4 protein-coding genes are annotated in these 3,840 nt (G+C 41.9%); 2 read left to right on the forward strand and 2 right to left on the reverse strand.

The genetic code is table 11. The annotated features are described in order from the left end of the window. Positions 1-379 precede the first annotated feature (379 nt). Positions 380-2,398, reverse strand: a complete 2,019-nt coding sequence (locus ACYTXL_RS34205; RefSeq protein ID WP_461928463.1) for a hypothetical protein — start codon at positions 2,396-2,398, stop codon at positions 380-382. A 493-nt stretch (positions 2,399-2,891) separates the two neighbouring features. Further along, positions 2,892-3,167: a hypothetical protein gene (locus ACYTXL_RS34210; protein ID WP_461928464.1), complete on the reverse strand. Its 276-nt coding sequence runs from the start codon at positions 3,165-3,167 to the stop codon at positions 2,892-2,894. An 8-nt stretch (positions 3,168-3,175) separates the two neighbouring features. Here ACYTXL_RS34210 and ACYTXL_RS34215 point away from each other — a divergent pair, with 8 nt between their 5' ends. Further along, a complete protein-coding gene (locus ACYTXL_RS34215; protein ID WP_461928465.1) occupies positions 3,176-3,349 on the forward strand; it encodes a hypothetical protein in 174 nt (57 codons plus the stop codon). A gap of 11 nt (positions 3,350-3,360) precedes the next feature. Next, positions 3,361-3,684 carry a helix-turn-helix domain-containing protein gene (locus ACYTXL_RS34220; protein WP_461928466.1) on the forward strand — a complete coding sequence of 108 codons (324 nt, stop codon included), beginning with the start codon at positions 3,361-3,363 and terminating at the stop codon, positions 3,682-3,684. Positions 3,685-3,840 lie beyond the last annotated feature (156 nt).

Below are 3,840 nucleotides of genomic sequence, written 5' to 3' on the forward strand. Positions count from 1 at the left end.
GGCATCGCTATCAGGTGGGCGATCGCTCAAGTTTCCTCTAAGAATGCTGATAAGCGGCGATTGCCAGAGTGCGCCGGAGTTAAGAGCGAAAATAAGTGTGCTTGAAAGCGTTGAGTTTACGGAATTGTTCGTGGTATATCTGTATCCAAAAAGGAATTTGTATACAGCACCCGCCATGCCCCAGGACTACTCAGGTCAAAATCTCAGAACGCAGGTGGGCAAACAAACCCTTGAATACTTTTACTGAAGCAATAGATGCTTTCAGAACAGCGATGTCTTATCGATTTTTCGTTCGCGTAGCGTGTGCTTTGCACATATGGTTGACCCTTAACCGTGACGTGTTTGTTGCTTATAAAGCCAGTTTAGGCTTTATTTGGGCTTAATTTTTGTTTAAGTCCCATCCCTCGACTTTTTTTTCGTTTTCTTTGGGAAATAGAATTTGTGGCGAAATTTCCTGATCTGGGTCAAAATTTGCTAATAAGTTTACTATCGGTCTTGAGCCGAAACATTCCTGATACTGATATCTAAACACTTGACCGGAGCGCTCGCCATTAATGCACGATTGAGCTATCTTATCATACATATCAGAGGGGTTTTGAAAAACAGGATGCTGTCTCAGTTGTGAAGTGACCCAACTCGGACTACTTTCAAAAGCCTCAATCGCATCAGCAAAACCTTCAATTGCTTCAGCCCACATTTGATTTGCGAAGGCAGTGTCACCCAAATTACGTCCGCAAACAAGACTCTCCAAAGGAAAAGTTGTGGGAGTGTAAATCGAGAGTGCAGATTTGAAAGCCTTAACAGCGTCTGCATTGTATTGCAACCTTCTATAAGTGTTACCCAAGTCATTTTGTATTTTTGCCCACTCATAGGGAAAGCTCTGGTGTGTGTATTCCAGCAAAGCCTGATGGAAATAGTGTATTGCTTGCAATAAGTTCTCAGTTTGCTTGCCCCTCAAGCGCTGACAAAACACATTACCCAAATAATGTTGCGTTTTTGCCCATTCACTGGGAAAGCGAACTCGTGTATATTCCTGCAATGCTTGGGTGTGATAATGTATTGCTAGTTCTAGATTGTCAGTGCGTTCACTACAGATGCGTTGGGAGTAAGCAATCCCGAAGTGATTTTGCACCTGTGCCCACTCATAGGGAAAGCGAGATCGTGTGTACTCCTGCAACGCTTGGTTGAAATATTTGATTGCTCGTTCCAAGTTATCAGCAACTGAACCATAAAGACGTTCGCAAAAAGCAATCCCGAGATGGTTTTGCGTTTTTGCCCAGGTTTCGGGAAAGCGTTCGCGGGTGTATTGCTGCAAAGCCTGTTGATAACACTCAATCGCTATTTCCAGATTATCTGCTTTATTCCCACTGTTGCGCTCGCAGTAGGCATTACCCAAATTATTCTGCATTGCTGCCCACATTTGGGGGTAACTGGAGAGAGTATATTCTAGTAACGCTTGTTTGTAATAGTAGATTGCTAATTCCACATTCTCCGCTTTTTGACCACAAACACGCTTCGAGTAGGCGATTCCTAAATGGTTTTGTGTTCTTGCCCATAATTCTGGGAAGTGAGAACGGATGTTTTCCAGCAATGCCTGTTGGTAGCACTCAATTGCTAGTTCTAGATTATCTGCTTTTTGACCAAAAATACGTTCCGAGTAGGCCAGTCCGAGATTACTTTGCCCTCTTGCCCAGTCAAAAGGAAAGTTTGCGCGTGTGTGTGACTCTAACGCTTGGGTATGATAGTAGATGGCAAGTTCCCGATTCTGTGCCAGTGAACCACGAATACGGTCTGAGTAGGCAAGTCCGAGATTATTTTGTATAATTCCCCATTGATAGGGAAAGCGATCGCGTGTCATCAGTGTTGTCACTACCTGATAGCCGATAATTGCCAACTCGATGTTAATTTCTAAGCTACCTAGCTCTAACCCCTTCATCAGGTTACTGAAATCAACAATCGTTTGTGCGGTATATAGTCCTGCTATTTCCTCCATTAAAGGCAAGACATCCGTTGCCCAAGCCTGCAACACATCAGCCAAGCGATCGTTGAGCTTGTCTTGATTTGCAACTAATAATAGGTACGCCACTTGTGTGTTCGTATTCTTTTGGATTGCCTCCAATACCTCAACTAAGAAAGTGTCATAAAGATCCAATTCTTCATGAGTTACTTGTTTTCTCAAACAAGCAGCTAACTCGTTTCTTAAACAGAGCAACCAACTTGCTGTATAATTACGACCAACGCAGACCATATTGTCTGCGACTTGTTCAATCACAGTTAGAAACCCTTCATCTATCCAACAAGAGTTAGCTGTTAATATGTCCATCACTTGCTGATTGCTGGGACAATCGAGCAACGCTGCAACTAGATTTAAATAAAACTGGGTTCTTTGTTCTTCCATGTGACTGCACGTTAGATTGATTGATTTATAGATTGATTTTGTCGTGGAGAAACTACTTTAAATTTGTTGTCATATTCAATGATTTAATTCTATTTAGCAACGAAGATATCGGACTAATTATTTGTGTGATGAATCTTGAGATTTGCATTTTAATAATCGTTGAATCGTCCGGTTACTACTTAGCTAATTTATTTGCAAGCCCGACTGTTAGACGCAGCAGTACATGAGAAAGCGTCGTTAACAACCTACATTGCTCAACTAGCTGTTGCTCACTTAACTCATCTGAAGAAGGCAAATATATGACTTCTATTAAATACGAAAGGTTTACTACACAAATCAAATTACAGTAGACTAACAAAAAGAACATGACCCAAACGTCATAGATTATTTATGACTATAGTCATGATTTAATTGGTGATTATAGCTAACCTTTAGTTCTTGGTCGTTATATTCTCTTAGAGACGTTCAGTTTTGATTTGGTCAACAATCTTCATCAAGTAGCTACAGGGCTTTTTAACGCTGCCATTACGGGGATATACAGAATTGATTTAACTTTCCACGGGTTAAATGATGCACCCGCCGTCTTTTCCCAGTCGTCAACGCTCTTGTGTAGCCATAAATTACCGTCTGCATCTAAAAAGCCATTGCCCAAATCATGCCAAAGCCGCAACTGTTCTAAAACTAAAGTTGCCATAATTGGGTCAGTAAGCCGATGTGCCCCCAATTTCTCGGCAATGACAGGACGAAATATCAAGTTTTGTATCATCATTAAAAGCGATGCCTGCGGCGGGCGTAGCCATCGCCCCCTCAGAACTGCCATCGCTTTTGAGCGATGTCCGTGTGAACTATGCAGCAAGAATGAGCGACACAATTAATAATAATGATGCCGCAACAATCTTTTGTGAAAACTTTAAACTCATAGTAGTCAGCAAGGGGTTTTATGTCAACTGAGAGATTACAATATGAGTAAGAATGACAAGACTAAACTTATGATTTCTCTAGACTGTGTTGACAGGCTCAAATGGAGTCCTTCCCTGGGAAAACGCCTACAATCCTTGCGTGGTGATGTTTCTATGCGGACACTAGCTGATAAAGTTAGCCAAAATGGGTTGACTTGCACCTATCAGTACATCCACAAACTAGAAGCAGGAAAAGCCGAAGCTGTCTCAACTGAATTAATTTTGGCTATCTGCAATGCTCTGGGGGTGGACTTCAAAAGGTTATTCCCCTCTGTATACCTTGACCCCTCTGAACTTTTGGCAATTTTGCAGAATCACGTCGCTTAACGGTTGACTTAGTAAACTGCTAGTTGATAAACTAGCTTTAGCAAAAGGCGATCGCTCTCCGGCCAAGAAGTTGCGATCGCCCTTTGTAAACCCGATTTAAAAGGTCAAACTATGAATCTAATAATAGTGGATGCTCAAGTTCTCGCGCAACTTGAG

This window comes from Nostoc sp., from assembly GCF_054880495.1.